16 protein-coding genes are annotated in these 18,023 nt (G+C 74.9%); 5 read left to right on the top strand and 11 right to left on the bottom strand.

Features of this window, described 5'->3' with window-relative positions; genetic code table 11:
* Position 1 precedes the first annotated feature (1 nt).
* From QCD66_RS08645 to QCD66_RS08630, 4 genes are all read right to left on the bottom strand, one after another.
* Positions 2 to 1,663: a hypothetical protein gene (locus QCD66_RS08645; RefSeq protein WP_407567068.1), complete on the bottom strand. Its 1,662-nt coding sequence runs from the start codon at positions 1,661 to 1,663 to the stop codon at positions 2 to 4.
* Positions 1,656 to 4,700, bottom strand: coding sequence for a bifunctional [glutamine synthetase] adenylyltransferase/[glutamine synthetase]-adenylyl-L-tyrosine phosphorylase (locus QCD66_RS08640; RefSeq protein WP_407567067.1), 3,045 nt, complete (start codon positions 4,698 to 4,700; stop codon positions 1,656 to 1,658). The genes QCD66_RS08645 and QCD66_RS08640 overlap by 8 nt, the downstream gene beginning before the upstream one ends.
* Positions 4,701 to 4,708: 8 nt before the next feature.
* Entirely contained in the window at positions 4,709 to 5,476 is a 768-nt protein-coding gene (locus tag QCD66_RS08635; RefSeq protein WP_364209618.1) for a type 1 glutamine amidotransferase, read from the bottom strand.
* A gap of 79 nt (positions 5,477 to 5,555) precedes the next feature.
* A complete protein-coding gene (locus tag QCD66_RS08630; RefSeq protein ID WP_375737210.1) occupies positions 5,556 to 6,485 on the bottom strand; it encodes an SDR family NAD(P)-dependent oxidoreductase in 930 nt (309 codons plus the stop codon).
* 129 nt (positions 6,486 to 6,614) lie between these two features.
* Between QCD66_RS08630 and QCD66_RS08625 the strand changes: the two genes are divergently transcribed.
* Positions 6,615 to 7,250, top strand: a complete 636-nt coding sequence (locus QCD66_RS08625; RefSeq protein ID WP_375737209.1) for a TetR/AcrR family transcriptional regulator — start codon at positions 6,615 to 6,617, stop codon at positions 7,248 to 7,250.
* Positions 7,251 to 7,311: 61 nt separating this feature from the next.
* Here the strand turns inward: QCD66_RS08625 and QCD66_RS08620 are convergent, their stop codons facing one another.
* The gene (locus tag QCD66_RS08620; protein ID WP_357537762.1) at positions 7,312 to 7,737 is read right to left on the bottom strand and encodes a DUF350 domain-containing protein; all 426 of its coding nucleotides are present in this window, start codon (positions 7,735 to 7,737) and stop codon (positions 7,312 to 7,314) included.
* 217 nt (positions 7,738 to 7,954) lie between these two features.
* Between QCD66_RS08620 and QCD66_RS08615 the strand changes: the two genes are divergently transcribed.
* Positions 7,955 to 8,833 carry an LD-carboxypeptidase gene (locus QCD66_RS08615; protein WP_375736584.1) on the top strand — a complete coding sequence of 293 codons (879 nt, stop codon included), beginning with the start codon at positions 7,955 to 7,957 and terminating at the stop codon, positions 8,831 to 8,833.
* Positions 8,834 to 8,857: 24 nt separating this feature from the next.
* On the opposite strand, the gene QCD66_RS08610 is transcribed toward QCD66_RS08615, so the two are convergent.
* The 4 genes from QCD66_RS08610 to glnA all read right to left on the bottom strand — a co-directional run bounded on the left by QCD66_RS08610 (position 8,858) and on the right by glnA (position 12,386).
* A complete protein-coding gene (locus tag QCD66_RS08610; protein ID WP_407567066.1) occupies positions 8,858 to 9,508 on the bottom strand; it encodes a response regulator in 651 nt (216 codons plus the stop codon).
* Complete coding sequence (locus QCD66_RS08605) at positions 9,505 to 10,665, bottom strand: histidine kinase (RefSeq protein WP_364209603.1); 1,161 nt, start codon at positions 10,663 to 10,665, stop codon at positions 9,505 to 9,507. The genes QCD66_RS08610 and QCD66_RS08605 overlap by 4 nt, the downstream gene beginning before the upstream one ends.
* A gap of 3 nt (positions 10,666 to 10,668) precedes the next feature.
* Positions 10,669 to 10,953 (bottom strand): hypothetical protein, encoded by a 285-nt coding sequence (locus tag QCD66_RS08600; protein ID WP_375736581.1) that lies wholly within the window; start codon positions 10,951 to 10,953, stop codon positions 10,669 to 10,671.
* A gap of 80 nt (positions 10,954 to 11,033) precedes the next feature.
* Positions 11,034 to 12,386: a type I glutamate--ammonia ligase gene (gene glnA, locus QCD66_RS08595; protein ID WP_357521476.1), complete on the bottom strand. Its 1,353-nt coding sequence runs from the start codon at positions 12,384 to 12,386 to the stop codon at positions 11,034 to 11,036.
* 182 nt (positions 12,387 to 12,568) lie between these two features.
* Here glnA and QCD66_RS08590 point away from each other — a divergent pair, with 182 nt between their 5' ends.
* The 3 genes from QCD66_RS08590 to panB all read left to right on the top strand — a co-directional run bounded on the left by QCD66_RS08590 (position 12,569) and on the right by panB (position 16,303).
* Positions 12,569 to 13,498 (top strand): hypothetical protein, encoded by a 930-nt coding sequence (locus QCD66_RS08590; RefSeq protein WP_375736580.1) that lies wholly within the window; start codon positions 12,569 to 12,571, stop codon positions 13,496 to 13,498.
* A complete protein-coding gene (locus tag QCD66_RS08585; protein WP_375736579.1) occupies positions 13,480 to 15,288 on the top strand; it encodes an NAD+ synthase in 1,809 nt (602 codons plus the stop codon). The genes QCD66_RS08590 and QCD66_RS08585 overlap by 19 nt, the downstream gene beginning before the upstream one ends.
* Before the next feature lie 127 nt (positions 15,289 to 15,415).
* The gene (panB, locus tag QCD66_RS08580; protein WP_375736578.1) at positions 15,416 to 16,303 is read left to right on the top strand and encodes a 3-methyl-2-oxobutanoate hydroxymethyltransferase; all 888 of its coding nucleotides are present in this window, start codon (positions 15,416 to 15,418) and stop codon (positions 16,301 to 16,303) included.
* Positions 16,304 to 16,476: 173 nt separating this feature from the next.
* Here the strand turns inward: panB and QCD66_RS08575 are convergent, their stop codons facing one another.
* Both QCD66_RS08575 and npdG read right to left on the bottom strand, forming a co-directional pair.
* Positions 16,477 to 17,229: a helical backbone metal receptor gene (locus tag QCD66_RS08575; protein WP_364209587.1), complete on the bottom strand. Its 753-nt coding sequence runs from the start codon at positions 17,227 to 17,229 to the stop codon at positions 16,477 to 16,479.
* Positions 17,230 to 17,250: 21 nt separating this feature from the next.
* Positions 17,251 to 17,949 (bottom strand): NADPH-dependent F420 reductase, encoded by a 699-nt coding sequence (gene npdG / locus QCD66_RS08570; RefSeq protein WP_364209584.1) that lies wholly within the window; start codon positions 17,947 to 17,949, stop codon positions 17,251 to 17,253.
* Positions 17,950 to 18,023: the final 74 nt, after the last annotated feature.

Genomic DNA, 18,023 nt, shown 5'->3' with positions numbered 1-18,023 from the left:
GTCACGGCGGCGGCGGGCAGGTCGGGCCTGTCCGCCAGGCTCCGGTGATCCGGTAGCGGCCGGGTTCGGCGGCCCGCAGGAGGGTCCAGCCGTCGCCGGACGGGGTGAGGCAGCCGGCCGGGCCGTCGACGGTGAGCCAGCGCGACCAGCGGACCCGGACGAGCGCGTCCCCGGCGGCCGGCACGTCGATCTCGACGGCGCGGTCGTCGGTGTCCACCAGCACGGCACCGTCCACGATGGACGGGGTGGCGGCGACGGCGTACAGGGTCCAGTCGCCGCCCCGCCACACCGGCGTCAGGTACGGCGGTCCGGCGCGGACGACCTCGGCCTCGCGCCGGCCGACCCACGAGGTGGGGGCGCCGGCCAGCGCCACGTACGCGACGCCGTTGTCGCGCAGCCAGCGCCCGTAGGAGTCGGTGTCGACCGAGCCGTCGAAGAACAGCGGGTGGTGCGCGATGTCGGCCTGGCGCAGCCAGCCCCTGGCCAGCGGCGCGTGCGGGGGCACGTACGCCGCCTCCCAGTAGTTGCCGGTCGGCACCACCTCGACCCGGCCGGGCGGCCGGCGGTCGAGTTCGTCGAGCAGTGGCCGGAAGTAGGCCGGCGACGCGGTCGGGTCCCCGGCGGCGCGCAGGTCGGCGGTCGACACCGGCGGCTGCACGAGGGCCACCGCGACCAGCAGCGGGCCCAGCGCCCCGGCGGCCAGCGGCCGGCGCAGCCGGGCGGCCCCCGGCACGACGGCGTACCCGGCCAGCAGCGGGAGGGTGAACATCACGGCGAGCCGGGTGGCGTTCAGCCCGACCGGGGTGTGCACCAGGTAGGCGGTGACGACCCCGCCGGCCGACAGCAGGGCGCCGGCCCGCACGGCACGGTGTGGCACGAGCAGCGCCACGGCCAGGCTCGCCACGGCGGCCCGGGCGGTGTCGAGGAAGCTGATGTTCATCCAGCCGCCGGAGCCGAAGAGGGCCGCCAGCCCGAGCACCGGTACGGCCGCCCCGGCCGCCACCGCCGCCCCGGCGAGCCGGCGCCGCGGGTCGGTCAGGGCGAGCGCGACCCCGGCCAGCCCGACGAACAGGCCGGCGACCGGGCTCGCCGCCCCGGCCAGCAGCGCGGCGAGCACCGCCGCCACGGGTCCGGCCCGGCGCCGCCGTGACGTGAGCGCGAGGATCGCGAGCAGGCCGAACGCGATGCCGACGGCGTACGTCACCCGGCCGGAGACCAGGTTGCCGAACAGGCACACCGCCCCCAGCACCCCGCCCAGCAGTGGCCGGCGGGCGGCGGTGCGGACCAGGATCAGGGCCAGGACGAGCGCGGAGCCGGCGGCGGCCAGCGCCCCGACCAGCCGGGGGCCGAGCGTGCCGCCGCCCAGCCAGGCCATCAGCGGCGGGCTGACCAGGCTGTAGCCGGGCGGGGCCACGCCGCCGTACCAGCCGAGGTCGAGGGGCGCGAAGCCGTGCCGCTCGAAGAAGCCGGCGCGGGCGACCTGGGCGGACAGGTCGCTGCCGAGCGGCGGCGCGGCCAGGAACGCCGCCGTCAGGACGGCGGCGGTGACCAGCGTCGCGCCGACCGCGCGACGGGCACCGGGTGCCGGCCCGGAGGGGCGGCGGCCGGCGCGCGGCAGGCCGGCCGGGCGGCCGGCGGTACGCGGCGGGTGCCGGTCAGGCATCGAGTACGCGCTGGACGGCCGCCCGCGACCGGCGGGCGGCGCGCAGGTAGTCGTCGAGGAACTCGCCGGGGTCGTCGCCGCCGAGCAGCTGCACCACGCCGGCCAGCTCGGTGCCGTGCCGGGGCAGCTGGTCGCCGGGCCGGCCGCGGACCAGGGTCAGCGCGTTGCGGACCCGGGCGGCGGCGGTCCAGCCGGCGGCCATCGCCACCGCGTCGGCCGGGTCGAGCAGTTCGGCGTCGCGGGCGGCGGCCAGCGCGTCGAGGGTACGGGTGCCGCGCAGCCGCTCGATCCGGCCGCCGTGGCGCAACTGGAGGAGCTGTACCGCCCACTCGACGTCGGCGAGCCCGCCGCGGCCGAGCTTGGTGTGGGTGGCCGGGTCGGCGCCGCGGGGCAGCCGTTCGCTCTCCACCCGGGCCTTGATCCGGCGGATCTCGGTGACCTGTTCGCGGGTCAGCCCGGCGGCCGGGTAGCGGATCGGGTCGACCAGTTCGGCGAAGCGGGTACCGAGGTCGGCGTCGCCGGCGACGAACCGGGACCGTAGCAGCGCCTGCGCCTCCCACACCTTCGACCAGCGGGCGTAGTACTGGGCGTACGCGGCCAGGCTGCGCACCAGCGGCCCCTGCCGGCCCTCGGGGCGCAGGTCGGCGTCGACGCCGAGCGGCGGGTCGGGGGCGGGCATGGCCAGCAGCCGGCGCAGCTCCTCGGCGACGGCGCGGGCGGCGGCGCTGGCGGCGTCGTCGGGCACGCCGGGCGGCGGTTCGTAGACGAACAGCACGTCGGCGTCGGACGGGTAGCTCATCTCGTAGCCGCCGAGCCGGCCCATGCCGATCACGGCGAACCGCAGGCCGGGCATCGGCGGCTGGGCGGCGAGCGCGGCCCGCAGGGCGGCGGCGAGGGTGGCCTCGGCGACGTCGGTGAGCGCGACGCCGATGCCGGTGACGTCGACCGGCCGCTCGGGGGCGAGCGCGCCGGTCCGGCTGAGTACGTCGGCACAGGCGAGCCGGACGAGTTCCCGCCGGCGCAGGGCCCGTACGGCGGTGATGGCCTGGACCGGATCGGGTTTCTCGGTGCCGGTGACGTGCCGGGACGCGGCGGCGGTGAAGCCCTCGCGCAGGGTGTCGGCGGATCGGGGGGTGAGTTCGGCGTCGTCGGCGAGCAGCCGCAGCGCCTCCGGGTCGCGGGCGAGCAGGTCGGCGGCGTAGCGGGACAGGCCGAGCACCCGGGCCAGCCGGCCGGCGACGGGACCGCCGTCGCGCAGCAGGCGCAGGTACCAGGGGGTGCCGCCGAGCTTGTCGGAGACCTGCCGGTAGCTGAGCAGGCCGCGGTCGGGTTCGGGGGCGTCGGCGAACTCCGGCAGCAGCACCGGCAGCAGGGTGCGCTGGATGGCGGCCGTCCGGGTCACCCCGCCGGTCAGCGCCTCGATGTGCTTCAGTGCGCGGGCCGGGTCGCCGAAGCCGAGCACCTCCAGCCGCTGGCGGGCGGACTCGGGCGTCATCCGCAGTTCGTCGGCCGGCACCCGGGCGACGGCCTCCAGCAGCGGACGGTAGAGCAGCTTGGCGTGCAGCCGGCGGACCTCGGTGGCGTGGCTGATCCAGTCGGCGCGGAACGCCTCGACGGCGCTGGTGCCCGGGTTGGCGACGTAGCCGAGGGCGTGGGCGAGCCAGCGCAGCGCGGCCGGGTCGTCGGGCACGGTGTGGGTGCGGCGCAGTCCCTGGAGTTGCAGCCGGTGCTCGACGGAGCGCAGGAACCGGTAGCCGCGCAGCAGCGCCTCGCCGTCGGCGCGGCCGACGTAGCCACCGGCGACCAGGGCGCGCAGGGCCGGCAGCGTGCCGGTGACCCGCAGCGTCTCGTCGACCCGGCCGTGCACGAGCTGCAGGAGCTGAACGGCGAACTCGATGTCGCGCAATCCGCCGGGCCCGCGTTTGATCTCGCGTTCCAGCTCGCGGGGCGGGATGTTGTCGATGATCTTCCGGCGCATGGCGCGTACGTCGGTGACCGCCTCGGGGCGTTCGGCGGCGTGCCAGACGAGCGGGGCGAGCTGGTCGATCCACGCCTTGGCGAGCTCGGTGTCGCCGGTCGCCGGCCGGGCCTTGAGCAGGGCCTGGAACTCCCAGGTGCGGGCCCAGCGGTGGTAGTAGGCCAGATGGCTGGCCAGGGTGCGGACCAGCGGCCCGCGGCTGCCCTCGGGCCGCAGGGCGGCGTCGACCGGCCAGGCGACCAGCCCGCAGATGTGGATCAGCCGGGTGGCGACGGCGGTGGCGGCGGGCAGGTCGTCGTCCTCGGCCGCCACGAAGATCACGTCGACGTCGGAGACGTAGTTGAGTTCGCAGCCACCGGACTTGCCCATCGACACCACGGCGAGCCGGGGCTGCGGGGTGCCGGCCGGCAGTTCGGCGACCGCGATCCGGTAGGCCGCCGCCAGGGTCGCGTCGGCCAGCTCGGACAGCGCGGCCATGGTCTGCTCCAGGCCGCGCCCGCCGGTCAGGTCGGCCGCCGCGATCCGCAGCAGGGCCCGCCGGTAGGCCCGCCGCAGCCCCGGCACGGCCGCCTTGCCGACGGCGGGTCCGGTCGCCGGGGCGTCGCCGGCCGGAGGTGGCTCGGGTTCGAGCCGGCCGTCGGCGGGCGGGGCCGCGCCGTCGGCCCCGGTGACCAGGACGCGCCACTGGTCGGGGTTGGCCACCAGGTGGTCGCCGAGCGCCGACGAGGCACCGAGTACGGCGATCAGCCGGCGGCGCAGCCCCTGGTCGGCGTGCAGCGCGTCGACGACCCCCGGCCCGTCGGGAGCGGTGCGGCGCTCGGACTCGACGAGCCGGTGCAGCTGGCGCAGGGCCAGGTCGGGATCGGCGGCCCGGGACAGCGCGGCGAGCAGTTCGGCGGCCGCCCCGTCGGTGGGCTCGTGGGTGGCCGGGTTCCACAGGCCGAGCCCGTCCGGGCCGAGCAGGTCGGCGGCGGCCGTACCGGGGCGGGTGGCGGGTCCCCCGGCGCCGCCGAAGCCGTAGCGGGCGAGCCGGGCCTGTGCGCTGGTGGGTCTGGTCATCGGCGGCGCTAGTGCCCCAGCAGCGGCAGGTTGCGGCCGGGGCGCGGTACGTCGAGTTCGCCGCGGGCCAGGGCGGCGAACCGGGCGGCGAACGGCTGCCACACCTCCTCGACGTCGACCATGATCGCGTCGCAGGCGGCGACGACGACCTCCGGGTCGTACCCGAGTTCGGCAAGGGTCTCCGAGTCGGTGGCCCACTGCGCGATCATGGCGGTGTCGCACTCGATGTGGAACTGGATGCCCCAGGCCCGGTCGCCCATCCGGAACGCCTGGTGCGGATAGCGGGTCGACGCGGCGAGCAGCACCGCGTTACGGGGCAGCTCGGTGACCTCGTCGCGGTGCCACTGGAACACGTCGGGGATCAGCGGCACGTAGCGGAAGAGCGGGTCGGTCTCGGCGGCGTCGCGCTTGCCGACGACCGCCGGACCGACCTCGGGCCCGGCGGCGCTGCGCTCGGCGGTGCCGGCGTGGGCGGTGGCGAGCAGTTGGGCGCCCAGGCAGATGCCGAGGGTCGGCACCGAGTTGCGGACCGCCTTGCGCAGCAGCCCCTCCAGGGCCGGGAACCAGGGGGCGCCGGGTGTGCCGTCGGGCGCGGGGTAGGGCGCCTGCGCGCCGCCGAGGACCACGAACGCGTCGTATCCGTCGAGGTCGGCCGGCAGCTCCTCACCGGCGTGCGCGCGTACGACCCGCAGGTCCAGCCCGGCTTCGGTGAGCCACTCGCCGAGTCGGCGGAGGTCGTCGGTCGGATCGTTCTCGATTACGAGCGCGGTTGCCACGCACCCGAGGCTATCGGGTGGCCGGCGGGGGCCACCGCCCCGCCTCGCGGTGCGCGGGCCGACGGGTGGGCCTGCCCGCTCAGCGGGACGGCCGGACCGGCAGCAGCGGGGTGACGCCGGTCAGCTCCTCGGAGACCTGCCACAGGCGGGTGGCCAGCCCGGCGTCGGTGCCGGGGCGGCGGACCGCCTCCACGGTGGGGGCGACCTTGCGCAAGGTCGGGCCGGTGCCGATGACCGCTCCGGTCGGGGCGTCCGGTGCGGTGGCGGCGTACAGGATCGGCACCGCGCCGTCCGCGACGGGCCGGCCGATCACCCGGGCGACGGACCTGGCCAGGCCGACGAGGGCGGGCGGCCCCTGGTCGATGAACGCCGTACGGGCCATCCCGGGGTGGGCGAGCAGGCTGCGGACCGGTGACCCGGCGGCGCGCAGCCGGCGGTCGAGTTCGAGGCCGAACAGGACGTTGGCCAGCTTGGTGTTGATGTAGGCGCGGCCCGGGGAGAACCGCCGCTCGCCGGTCAGGTCGTCGAACGGGATCGTGCCGAGCGGGTAGAGGCCCGAGGTGACGGTGACCACCCGCGGGTCGGGTCCGGTCAGCGCGTCGAGCAGCAGCCCGGTAAGCGCGAAGTGACCGAGGTGGTTGGTGGCGAACTGGCGCTCGTGCCCCTGCGGGCTCAACCGCCGGGGCAGGTTGCCGATCCCGGCGTTGTTGACCAGCACGTGCCCGCCGCCGTCGGCGACGATCCGGGCCGCGAAGTCGCGTACGGAGTCGAGGTCGACCAGGTCGAGGTGGCGTACCTCGATCCGGTCGGCGGCCGGCAGCGCGGCCCGGGCCCGCTCCCCCTTGGCGACGTCGCGCACGGCCATGACGACGCGGGCGCCGCGCCGGGCCAGCTCACCGGTCATGTGCAGGCCGAGGCCGCTGCTCGCGCCGGTGATCAGGACGGTACGTCCGGACTGGTCGGGGATGTCGGCGGCGGTCCAGCGCCGGCGGGGTGGTGACTCGGGCATGTCGGAAGGCTCCCGTTCTGGCCCCGGGTGGGGCCGGCCGTCGAACGAAGCGGATTAGCTATCCGCTTCACCGTAGCATAAACGGATAGCCAATCCGCTAATGTCGGCCGGTTCCGGTAGCCTGACTCCGTGCCCGGGTCAGACTCCCCGCCGCGCGCCGACGCGGCCCGCAACCGCGAGCGGCTGCTGCACGCCGCCGGGCAGGCGCTGGCCGAAGGCGACCGGTCGCTGCAACTCAACGACATCGCCCGGCGGGCGGGCGTCGGCGTCGGGACCGCCTACCGCCACTTCCCCACGCCGCGGGCACTGCTGGAGACGCTCGTGCAGGCCCAACTGGACGACGTGCTCGACCAGGCCCGGCGGGAACTGGCCGCCGCCGACCCGTGGAGCGGTCTGACCCGGCTGCTCACCACCGGGATCGCCCTGATGGTCACCGACCCCGGGTTCGCCGACGTGCTGGCCACCGGCACCGACACGCTCCCGCGCACCGGCCAGCTCAAACACGAGCTGTACGGCACCGTCGACCAGCTTCTCCGGCGGGTCCGCGACGCCGGCGCCCTGCGGCCCGGGGTGGACGGCGACGACATCCTGCGGCTGATGTGCGGCGTCTCCTACGCGGCCCGCCTGGCCGGCGACACCGGCGGTCCGGCGGGGCTGCTCGGGCCCGCGGAACCGGTCGGGCCGACGGCCGCCGACCCGACCGCGGTCGGCGAGTTGGCCGGCCGCTACGCGGGCTGGCTGCTCGACGGCCTCCGCGCGCCGTAGCCGGCGGGCCCACCGGGCGGCGCCACCGCCGGCCGGGCGACGCGCGGCGACGCGGGCGCGCTCAGGCGATGCAGGCGCAGACGATGAGCGCGGCGCCGAAGTGCGAGGCGGCGCTGACCCGGGCCGCCGGGTGCGGCTCGGTGGCGGCGATGATCTCCCCCAGCTTGCCGGGGGTGAGCCAGTCGAGCACGAAGAAGCCCAACGCCATGATCACGATGCCGACGGCACCGAAGATCAGCGTCGAGACCAGGCCCTTGGTGAACGAGTCGTAGCTGGTCAGGATCGCGGTGAAGACGATGCCGGCGATGCCGAGCTGGTTGGCGGCCAGCAGCAGCGCGGCGTTGCCGCTGCGCCGTACCCAGATGAGGTCGCGCAGCCGGCCGGGGGTGAGCAGGTCGACCAGCAGGAACCCGACCGCCATCAGGCCGATTCCGACCGCGCCGTAGACCAGGCTCTGCCACGCTCCGGTGAGCAGGTCCGCGTACACCGATCCACCTCCCGCCCCGCGTCACGCTCGATACCGACGCGGCGTGATCCGCACGATAGCCGACCGACGACATTCTCGCGATCTTGCGGTTCTCTCCCCCTTTCGTCCGCTATGGGAGGCGACGAGTGCAAGATCGCGGGGTGGGTCGCTAGGCTGCGCTGCCGTGAGTCGAGACCAAGCCGTACGCCCGGCCGCCCTGCGCCCCGGTGACACCGTCATGCTGGTGTCGCCGTCCGGGCCGACCCGCCCCGAACGGGTCGCCCGCGGCATCGAACTGCTGACCGGCTGGGGCCTGCGCCCCGTGCTGGCGCCCAACGCGTACGCCCGACAGGGCTACCTGGCCGGCGGCGACGAACTGCGCGCCGCCGACCTCAACGCCGCGTTCGCCGACCCGCTGGTCCGCGGTGTGCTCTGCACCCGGGGCGGGTACGGCGCGCAGCGCGTCGTCGACCTGGTCGACATGGCCGCCGTACGGGCCGACCCGAAGGTGGTCGCCGGCTTCTCCGACATCACCGCCCTGCAGTTCGCGCTCTGGCGCGGCGCCCGGCTGGCCACCGTGCACGGCCCGGGCGCGGCCTGGCTCGACGAGCGCACCCCGGCGGCGTCGGCGGAATCCCTGCGCCGGGCCCTGATGACCACGGACGAGATCGTGGTCGCCCGGATCGACACCGAGGAGACCGCGGCCGTACGGGCCGGTGCCGCACCCGCGACCGGGCCGCTGATCGGCGGCAACCTGTGCCTGGTCGTCTCCTCGGTCGGCACCCCGGACATGCCCGACCTGACCGGCGCGATCCTGCTGATCGAGGACGTGGAGGAGCCGCCGTACAAGGTGGACCGGATGCTGACCCACCTGCGCCGCGCCGGGGTCCTGGACCGGGTCGCCGGGGTGGCGGTCGGGCAGTTCACCAACTGCCGCGACGGCTGGCGGGTCGACGTGGCCGACGTGCTGGCCGAGCGGCTCGGCGACCTCGGCGTGCCGGTGCTCGGCGGCCTGCCGGTCGGGCACGGCGTCGGCCAGGTCACCGTGCCGGTCGGCGTGCCGGCGACCCTGGACCCGACCGCCGGCACGCTGACCGTGGGCCCGGCCGTCCGCTGACCACGGCCACGGGACGGGCCCCGGTCAGCCGAGACCGTGCCGGGTCGCGTAGCCGGCCGCCTCGGTCCGGTTCCGGGCGCCGATCTTCGCGAACGCGTTGTTGATGTGGGTCTTCACCGTCGTCTCGGCGACGAACAGGGCCGCCGCGATCTCGGCGTTGGTCCGCCCCAGGGCGAGCTGGCCGAGCACCTCGGCCTCGCGCTGGGTCAGGCCGTCCGGCAACCGGTCGCGCGGCTGCGGCGCCGGCCGGTTCATCGCGTCGGCGAGCCGGGCGGAGACCACCGGGTCGAACATGGAGTGGCCGGCGACCGCCGCCCGCAGCGCCATGCCGATCTCGGCCCGCCCGGCGTCCTTGGTCAGATAGCCCCGGGCCCCGGCGGCGAGCGCGCCGGCGATCGACTCCTCGTCGGCGTACGTGGTCAGCACCACGACCGCGACGTCCGGGAACCGGTCCCGGACCTGGCCGGTGGCGGCGATCCCGTCGAGTACGGGCATCCGCAGGTCCATCAGGACCACGTCCGGCCGCCGCTCGGCGATCAGGTCGAGGGCCCGGGCGCCGTCACCGGCGGCGCCGACGACGGTGACCCCGTCGGTGAGTTCGAGCAGGGCGGTCAGCCCCTCCCGGACGAGTTGCTGGTCGTCGACGACCAGCACCCGCAGCGGCTCGCCGCTCATCCCGGCACCTCCACGCCGACCCGCCACGCCCCGTCCACGACGCCCGCCTCCAGGGTGCCACCGACCAGCGCCACCCGCTCCCGCGCCCCGGTCAGCCCGTACCCGCCGACGCCGTCGTCGGCCGGGCCGGGGCGGTCCGGGGCCGGGTTGCGTACCGTGAGCCGGACAGCCGAATCGGAGTAGTCGAGGGTGACCGCGACCGGCGCCCCCGGGGCGTGCTTGGCCGCGTTCGTCAGCGCCTCGCGGGCGGTGCGCAGCAGCGCCACCTCGGCGCCGGGCGGCAGGTCGTGCGGGCTGCCCCCGGTGCGCAGGGTGATCGTGGCCGCGTGGTCCGCCCGGTGGTCGGCGACGAGGTCGCCGAGGGCCCGGGCCAGCGGCGGCACGTCGGTGCGCAGGGCCGCGACCGCCGAGCGGGCCTCGGCCAGGCCGTCGACGGCGAGCCGCCGGGCCCGCCGGATCCGGGCCGCCGCGGCCGCCACGTCACCCTTCTCGGTCAGTTCGGCCTCGGCGACCTCCAACTGCACCCCGAGCGCACCGAGCGAGTGGGCGAGCACGTCGTGCAGTTCGCGGGCGATCCGGGTCCGCTCGGAGAGGGCCGCCGCCCGGGCCTGCGCCTCCTGCGTACGCCCGGTCTGCTCCAACAGCAGCGCGGTCTGCTCGGCCCGCAGCCGGTATTCCCTCCGGTGCAGGCTGAACAGCACCAGGACCGCGATCAGCGCGGGCTGGGTCAGCATCGCGGTCGGCCCCCGGCCGGCGAGCCACATGCCGGTCAGGAGAACCACGATGACCGCCCCGGTCAGCGCCAGGATCGACCACATCGGGGTCCGGGGCAGCAGCACGAAGGTGAACAGCATGGAGTAGAGGAACAGCGGTGCCGACGCGCTCTCGGGCACCCCCGCGACGGTGGCCGGCAGCAGCGTCGCGAGGGCCAGGCCGCCGCGGGCGACCCGCGGCCACCGGGTGTCGGCGACCAGGAAGACGCCCCAGCAGGCGAGGGCGGCGACGAGGACCAGCCGTACGGCGGGACTCGGCGGGGTCAGGAAGACCAGTGACCAGATCAGCAGCGCGCTGACCACGATCCGGACCAGCCAGCCCGTCTCCGGGTCGTCGGCCCTGATCAGCCGTACGCCCCGACTGGTCAGCCGACGCAGCCCCACCGGTCAGCCGCGTTCCCGTACCACGGTCAGGATGAGGTCGAGCACCAGCAGGCGGTAGGCGACGAACGCCAGCCCCACCACGCCGAGCACCACCAGGATCGCGACGACGACGCGGCCGGTCATCTTCCCACCCTCCCGTTCGAGCACCCGGTCGATGACGGCCCCGGCCAGCCGGGTGCCCCGGCTGCCGTCGCGCTTGCCGGTCAGCAGATAGTTCGCGGCACGCATGACGTCGACGCGACGGCCGGCCGGCGCCTCGGGCTTCGTAATACGGTTCCGCTCGTTCATGACCCGGAACGTTACGAGCGGGACCGGGTGGGCCGGGACCATCGGAGGGTGGAGATCGGGGTGGAGACGGGCGGTGCAGGTCAGAGTGTGCCGAGGTAGCGGCGGCGCTCGTACGGGGTGACCTCGCGCCGGTACTCCTCCCACTCGGCGCGCTTGTTGCGCAGGAAGTAGTCGAAGACGTGCTCGCCGAGCACCTCGGCGATCAGCTCGGAGCCGGCCATCACGTCGATCGCCTCGGCGAGGTTCTCCGGCAGCGCCTTGTAGCCCATCGCCTTGCGTTCGGCGTTGGACAGCGACCACACGTCGTCCTCGGCGCCCGGCGGCAGCTCGTAGCCCTCCTCGATGCCCTTGAGGCCGGCGCTGAGCAGGACCGCGAACGCCAGGTAGGGGTTGGTCGCCGAGTCCAGCGAGCGGATCTCGACCCGGGCCGAGTTCGGCTTGCCGTACGCCGGCACCCGCACCAGCGCCGAGCGGTTGAGGTGTCCCCAGCAGACGTACGCCGGGGACTCGGTGATCCGGTCGGGCAGGGCCTGCGGGAACAGCCGCTTGTAGGAGTTGACCCACTGGTTGGTGACCGCGGTGTATTCGCGGGCGTGCACGAGCAGCCCGGCGATGAACGCCTTGGCGACCTTGGAGAGCTTCATCGGGTCGCCGGCGTCGTGGAACGCGTTGCGCTCGCCCTCGAAGAGCGACAGGTGGGTGTGCATGCCGCTGCCGGGCTGGTCGGTGAAGGGCTTGGGCATGAAGGTGGCCCGTACCCCGGCCGACAGCGCGACCTCCTTGATGACGTGCCGGAACGTCATGATGTTGTCGGCGGTGGTGAGCGCGTCGGCGTAGCGCAGGTCGATCTCCTGCTGGCCGGGGGCGACCTCGTGGTGGCTGAACTCGACCGAGATGCCGATCCGCTCCAGCGACAGCACCGCCTGCCGGCGGAAGTCGCGGGCGACGGCGTGCGTGGTGTGTTCGAAGTAGCCGCCCGAGTCGACCGGCGTCGGCACCGAGCCGTCGTTGGGGCCGTCCTCCAGCAGGAAGAACTCGATCTCGGGGTGGGTGTAGAAGGTGAAGCCCTTCTCGGCGGCCCGGGACAGCGCCCGGCGCAGCACGTGGCGCGGGTCGGCCCAGGACGGGCTGCCGTCGGGCAGGAGGATGTCGCAGAACATCCGGGCGCTCTCGCCGCTGGCGCCGCCCTCGAAGGGGAAGACCTGGAAGGTCGTCGGGTCGGGCATGGCGACCATGTCGGACTCGACGACCCGGGCGAACCCCTCGATCGCCGAACCGTCGAAGCCGATGCCCTCCTCGAAGGCGGACTCCAGTTCGGCGGGTGCGACGGAGACGCTCTTGAGCGTGCCCAGCACGTCGGTGAACCACAACCGGACGAAACGGATGTCGCGCTCTTCCAGGGTACGGAGCACGAACTCCTGTTGACGGTCCACTTCAACCCCTCGTGACGCTTCGCCGCGCAGACCGGCCCCACTGGCTGGACGCCTGGCCGGTCAGTCTCCAACTCGCTCGTTACGCCGACGTTACGCCGGGCGGCCGGCCACCCGGATGGCGGGTCGCACACAACCTGTCCGGTTCCTCGACGTTGATCCCAAACGTACGGCAGAGGAGGCTCATGGGACACCGAACACGTGGAGCCGGCCGCCGGATTCCGGGCCGCGTCCGGCGTACGACGGTCCTGGCCGGGGTGGCCCTCGGCCCGGTCCTGGCCGCCGTCCTGGTGCTGACCGGCGTGGTCGGCGTACCCCGGAGCGGGCCGCCGGCCGCCGCACCCGGCGCCGCCCCGTCCACCCCGGACGGGCCGGCCATCGCCCGCCAGCCGGAACTGGGCACCACGCTGCTCGACCGGACCGACCTGCCGGCCGGGTTCAGCCCGCGTCCCCGCCCCGCGTCGACCGCCCCGGGTCGCGCCGGCCCGGCGCCAGCCGGCCCGGGTCGCGCCGGCCCGGCCACGTCCGGCCCGGACCGCACCGAGCGGTGCCGGACGCTCTTCGAACGCCCCTGGGACCTCGCCACCGAACCGGAGGACGCCACCGAGTCGGTGACGGCCGACCACGCGCACCCGACCGGCGCGCTGCTGCGGCAGGCGTCGGTCAGGTTCGCCGGTGACGGGGCGGAACGCGCCGTCGGGCACCTGCGCACCGCGTCCGGCGGGTGCCGGGAGTTCGACGCCCGGCTCGACGACGGCACGGCGGTCACCGTACGGGTCGGACCGCTGACGCTGGGGCGGGTCGCCGACGAGACGTACGGCCTGGTCCTGACCGCCCGCGGCGCGCACGGCGAGGTCGGTGGCTATCTCGCGGTGGGCCGGGTCGGGCCGGTGCTGTCGGTGCTGCGCCACCTCGGGCCGGCGGGCACCGTCGACCCGGCGCGGGCGTCGCCGACGCTGGGCCGGGCCGTCGACAAGCTTCTCGGGTTGCTGCGCCGCCTCGGCCGGCCGCCGGTGACCGAGGCGGTGACCGAGCCCACCGGCCCACGGACCGCGTCACGACGGTCGGCCCGGCACCGGCGGGGCAAGATGGGCACATGCCGACCCTGCGTCTAGCCCTCGCCCAGGTCAACCCGACCGTCGGTGATCTCGCCGGCAACGCGGCGATCGTCGTCGATCGCACCCGCGCCGCCGTCGCCGCCGGGGCCCACCTGATCGCCTTTCCGGAGATGATGCTGACCGGCTATCCGGTCGAGGATCTGGTGTTCCGGGAGTCGTTCGTGACCGCGTCCCGGGCCGCCCTGCGCGGCCTCGCCGCCGACCTCGACGCGGCCGGCCTCGGGTCGGTGCCGGTGGTCGTCGGCTACCTCGACGCCGACGGGCCGGCGACGATCAGCGCGGCGGCGACGCCCGGCCGGGGGCCGCGCAACGCGGCGGCGGTCCTGCACGGCGGGCGGATCGTGGCCAGCTACTTCAAGCACCACCTGCCCAACTACGGCGTCTTCGACGAGGACCGCTACTTCGTACCCGGCGACACGCTGACCGTGGTCCGCATCGCCGGCGTCGACGTGGCCCTGACCATCTGCGAGGACCTGTGGCAGGCCGGCGGCCCGTTCGCCGCCGCCCGCCGCGCCGGGGTCGGGCTGGTCGTCAACATCAACGGCTCGCCGTACGAGGTCAACAAGGACGACGTACGGCTGCCGCTGGTCCAGCGGCGGGCCGCCGAGGCCGGCGCCACGATCGCGTACGTCAACATGGTCGGCGGCCAGGACGAACTGGTCTTCGACGGCGACTCGATGATCGTGACCGCCGACGGGACGCTGCTCACCCGGGCCCCGCAGTTCGACGGGCACCTGCTGCTGCACGACGTGGAGCTGCCGGCGGCCACCGACCCGGCGCCCGGCACGGCAACGACCGGCACCGCGTCGGCGGCCGACGGGTCGCCGGAGGCCGCCGCCGACGGCCTGACCGTGGTCCGGGTCCACCTGAGCGACACCGCCCCGGCGGCCGGCCCGGCCGGTGACCGGGTCGACGGCGGGATCGCCGAGCGGGTGACCGACGAGGCGGAGATCTGGCAGGCGCTGGTGCTCGGCCTGCGTGACTACGTGAACAAGAACGGCTTCCGGTCGGTGGTGCTCGGGCTCTCCGGCGGGATCGATTCCTCGGTGGTGGCCGCGATCGCGGTCGACGCGCTCGGCCCGGACCGGGTCGTCGGCGTCTCGATGCCGAGCCAGCACTCGTCGGAGCACTCCCGCGACGACGCCGCCGACCTGGCCAAGCGCACCGGCCTCGACTACCGCACCGAGCCGATCCAGCCGATGGTCGACGCGTTCCTGGCCAACCTGTCGCTCTCCGGGATGAGCGTGGAGAACCTGCAGGCCCGGGTCCGTGGCGTGCTGCTTATGGCGGTCTCCAACCAGGAGGGCCACCTGGTGCTGACCACCGGCAACAAGAGCGAGCTGGCGGTCGGCTACTCCACCCTGTACGGCGACTCGGTCGGCGGCTTCAACCCGCTCAAGGACGTGTGGAAGTCGCTGGTCTGGAAGCTGGCGGAGTGGCGCAACGCCGACGCCGCCCGGCGCGGCGCGCAGCCGCCGATCCCGGAAAGCTCGATCAGCAAGCCGCCCAGCGCCGAACTGCGGCCCGGGCAGCTCGACACCGACTCGCTGCCGGACTACGCGGTGCTCGACGCCATCCTCACCGGCTACGTCGACGGCGACCTCGGCCGCGACGACCTGGTGGCGGCCGGCCACGACCCGGCCGTCGTCGACAGGGTGCTACGGATGGTCGACATCGCCGAGTACAAGCGCCGGCAGTCCGCACCCGGCAGCAAGATATCGATCAAGGCATTCGGCCGGGATCGGCGGCTGCCGATCACCAACCGGTGGCGGGAACAGTCCGAGTAACGACGGCGAAAGCGGGCATCAGAAGTGTGAAAAGCTGCACTGCGCCCTCACCTGCGGCCCGGCGACGGTGCGACGATCGCCGCAGACCCGGGGACCGCGAACGCGGCCTCGAGGAGAGGAGAGCAGCATGACCGAGAAGAACGCGCCGGACCGCCCCGCCACAGCCGGGGCCGGCCCGGCCCGGTCCGACGAGGTGCCCACCCTCTACGGCGGGCCGGCCACCCGGCGGGTCCGCACCCGCGACCTGCTCGCCGCCAAGGAGCGCGGCGAGCGCTGGCCGATGCTGACGTCGTACGACCAGTACACCGCGGCGATCTTCGACCAGGCCGGGGTGCCGGTGCTGCTGGTCGGCGACTCGGCGGCCAACAACGTGTTCGGCTACGAGACCACCGTCCCGGTCACCGTCGACGAACTGCTCCCGCTGGTCAAGGCCGTCGTACGGGCCACGAAGCGGTCGCTGGTCGTCGGCGACCTGCCGTTCGGGTCGTACGAGGAGGGGCCGACCCAGGCGCTGCGCACCGCCGTACGGTTCATGAAGGAGGGCGGCTGCCACGCCGTCAAGCTGGAGGGTGGCCGGCGGACCGCGCCGCAGATCGCCGCGATCACCGGCGCCGGCATCCCGGTGATGGCGCACATCGGGTTCACCCCGCAGAGCGAGCACGCGATCGGCGGCTACCGGGTGCAGGGACGCGGCGGCGCGGCCGAGGACGTCGTCGCCGACGCGCACGCGGTGGCCGAGGCGGGCGCGTTCGCGGTGGTGCTGGAGATGGTGCCCGGCGACGTGGCCAAGCGGATCAGCCACGACCTGGCCATCCCGACGGTGGGCATCGGCGCCGGCCCGCACACCGACGCCCAGGTGCTGGTCTGGCAGGACATGGCCGGCCTGCGCACCGGCAAGGCCCCCCGCTTCGTCAAGCGCTACGCCGACCTGGCGACGGTCCTGACCGAAGCCACCCGCAACTTCGCCGAAGAGGTCCGCGAGGCCACCTTCCCCGCAGCCGAACACACCTTCTAACCGCCGCACCCCGCCCGGATCCGCATGCTCCGCCATGATCCGCGTGATCCCCTTGATCCGCGTGATCAGGGATTAAGTCTGGCGTGTCGTCGGCGCGTCGGCGACGTAATCCCTGATCACGCGGATCTTGCGGCGGCGCCCGCCGCCCGGACGGGCGGGGCGGCGGCCGGGCGTCAGGTTGTTGCCAGCTGGGTGGCCAGCAGGGTTCTGGCCTCGGCCAGGGACGGGCCGTACCAGGTCAGGTGGCGGCCGGAGACCAGCGCGTACGGCACCCCGGGAAACGCCTCCGGCCCGTCCGTCGCGGTGAACGCGTACGGCTCGTCGGGCAGCACCACCAGTTCCGGCCGCCGGCCGAGCAACTCCGGCAGTGGCGGGCGCGGATAGCGGTCGGCCGCGTCGTCGTAGACGTTGTGCACGCCGAGCCGGCGCAGCAGGTCACCGGCGAACGTGCCGCCCCCGAGGACGACCCACGGCCGCCGCCACACCGGCACCACCGCCCGGCGTACCGGCCCGTCCCACGGCCGCGCCCACGCGTCGGCGGCCGCCGCCAGCCACGGCGGCGCCGGCACGTCGAGCCGGGCCAGCATCCGCGCAAGCGACCGCAGCGCCTCGGGCAGCGTCCGCGGATACGTCACCCACACCGGCACCCCGGCGGCCCGCAGCGCCTCGACGTCCGCGCGCCGGTTCTCCTCCGCGTTCGCCAGCACCAGATCGGGTACGGCGGACAGCACGCCGTCGAGCGCCGGAAACTTCGTGCCGCCGACCCGGGGCACGTCGAGGTCGCCGGGATGGGTGCAGTAGTCGGTGGCCGCCACGAGCAGTCCCGGCGCGCTCACCGCCACCGCCTCGGTCAGCGACGGCACCAGCGACACCACCCGGCGCGGTGGCGCCGGCAGCCGTACCTCCGTACCCAGGTCGTCACGCACGACGGCGCCGGACGGCCGGGATCAGACGTCGGTGACGCGGACGCCGGCGTGCGCCTTGTAGCGCTTGTTGATGGCGATCAGGTTGGCGGTGAACGCCTCGATCTGGTGGGCGTTGCGCAGCCGCCCGGCGTAGACGCCCCGCATCCCGGGGATGGTGGCGGTCAGCGCGGCCACCACCCCCGCCACCTCGCGGTCCTCGGTGGCGATGAGTACGTCCAACTCGATCCGGTCGATCTCCGGGTCGGCGAGCAGCGGGGCGCTGACATGGTTGAACGCCGCCGCCACCCGGGACTCGGGCAGCAGGGCGGCGGCCTGCTGGACGGCGCTGCCCTCCTCGACCTTGAGCGCGTACGGCCCCTGCTTGTCGAAGCCGAGCGGGTTCACGCAGTCGATGACGATCTTGCCGGCGAGCGGTTCGCGGAGCGCGGCGACGGTCGCGGCGTGCCCGTCCCACGGCACCGCGATGATCACGATGTCGGAGCGGGTGGAGACGTCGACGTTGTCACCGCCGTCGACGCCGGTGCCGGCCGGTACGCCGGGCAGCGCGGCGATCTCGCGCGCCGACTGGACGGCGCGCTCGGCGGAACGGGAGCCGACGAGCACGGACAGGCCGGCCCGCGCGAACCGGTAGGCGAGGCCGCGCCCCTGGTCGCCGGTGCCGCCGATGATGCCTACGGTGAGCCCGGACACGTCGGGCAGCGTGCTCGCGTCATATCCCATGCGGATCATCCTCGCAAATGACGGTCACCTTCCGGCAGCGGTGCGCCGGTGTTTGTGACGTGAACCGCCTCATG

It is taken from the genome of Polymorphospora sp. A560, assembly GCF_045781765.1.
Taxonomy (GTDB): Bacteria; Actinomycetota; Actinomycetes; order Mycobacteriales; family Micromonosporaceae; genus Polymorphospora; species Polymorphospora lycopeni.
This window is presented reverse-complemented; position numbering and strand designations above follow the sequence as displayed.